The 1,294-nt window shown below is 68.2% G+C and carries 1 protein-coding gene; it reads right to left on the bottom strand.

All coding sequences use genetic code 11. The annotated features are described in order from the left end of the window. The coding region (locus ABD893_RS16945) for an ISL3 family transposase (RefSeq protein ID WP_345083182.1) at window positions 1–1,248 on the bottom strand (1,248 nt) is incomplete at its 3' end. Between the last annotated feature and the right edge of the window lie 46 nt (window positions 1,249–1,294).

The raw sequence follows: 1,294 nt of genomic DNA, 5'->3' as shown, positions 1-1,294 counted from the left end.
GTAGTGGGCGAGATTGCGGAAGCCGAGCGCGGTGCCACGGAGGTGCTCGAGTCGGCCGTTGATCGCTTCGGTGGGGCCGTTGCTGGTGCCGGGGTGGTCAAAGTAGGCCAGCACGTCCAGGGCCCGTCGCTTCAGGGTTCGACCGAGGGTGATCAGCTCGGTGAGCTGCGTGGGCACTTCCTGGGCGAGGTCGTCGATCACGGCTTGCAGAGCCTTCTTCCCACTCGCGCGGTCGGGGTGGCGGTAGGCGGCGACGATGCGCTGGTAGATGCCCCAGGTCGCTTCGACCTCGACGTGCTCGTCTCGGGCGAACACGGCCTTCAGGCGGGTGATCTGCTTGTCGGTGAGCAGGTCAGCGCCGGTGTGCAGCACGCGCCGGATCCCGTAGAGCGGATCTCCAGATCGGCCCCGATGGCCGAGGGTGGCCTGTTGGACGCGCTGGCGGCACTGATCGATCTTCTCGCCGGCCAGGGCGACGACGTGGAAGGGATCCATCACCGCGGTCGCCTCGGGCAGCTCCTCGGCGGTCGCGGTCTTGAAGCCGGAGAACCCGTCCATCGCGACGACCTCGACCCCGTCCCGGAACTGGGCGGTCTGGCCCTCGAGCCAGGTCTTGAACACTTTCTTCGAGCGCCCCGGGACCATGTCCAGGAGCCTGGAGGAGCCGCTGCCGTCGCGGATCGGAGTCAGGTCGATGATGACGGTGACGTACTTGCTGCCCCGGCGGGTGTGGGACCACACGTGCTCGTCCACGCCGATGACGCGGACCCCGTCGAGGCGGGTGGGATCGTTGATCAGCAGCTGCTGGCCGGTGGCCAGGATCGCATCGTTGGCGGTGTTCCAGGCGACTGCGAGCCCGGCGGCGATCCGGGCGACGGACAAGCGATCGATGACCACGCCCTTGAGCGCCCACAGCGCGGCGTGCCGGGAGAGGACAGCGCGGGGCTCGGCTGCGGCCTTGGTGTCCTGGCGCCACACGCTGCGGCAGTCCGGGCATTGGTAACGACGCACTCTGACCTGCAGCGTCGTGGGACGCCAGCCCAGCGGGACGTGGGCGAGACGCCGGATCACCGTGCCCCGGGAGACGCCTTGCTGGCCGCACCCGTGGCACCAGTTGTCCGGTTCGAGCACGCGACACTCCAACACCGATCGGTGCGGCTCGATCAGCTGGCCCGTCACGGTTAGGCCCAGCCGGTCAAGCTGGCTGAAGGTATCGAGATCGGGCGCGGTGAAGGTAGCGTTGAGCACGTCGAGGTCTTCCAGATGGCGAGCGTAGGAACTTCCATCATCGGGA

Origin of the sequence: Brachybacterium paraconglomeratum (assembly GCF_039541415.1) — a bacterium.
Lineage (GTDB): Bacteria > Actinomycetota > Actinomycetes > Actinomycetales > Dermabacteraceae > Brachybacterium > Brachybacterium paraconglomeratum_A.
This window is presented reverse-complemented; position numbering and strand designations above follow the sequence as displayed.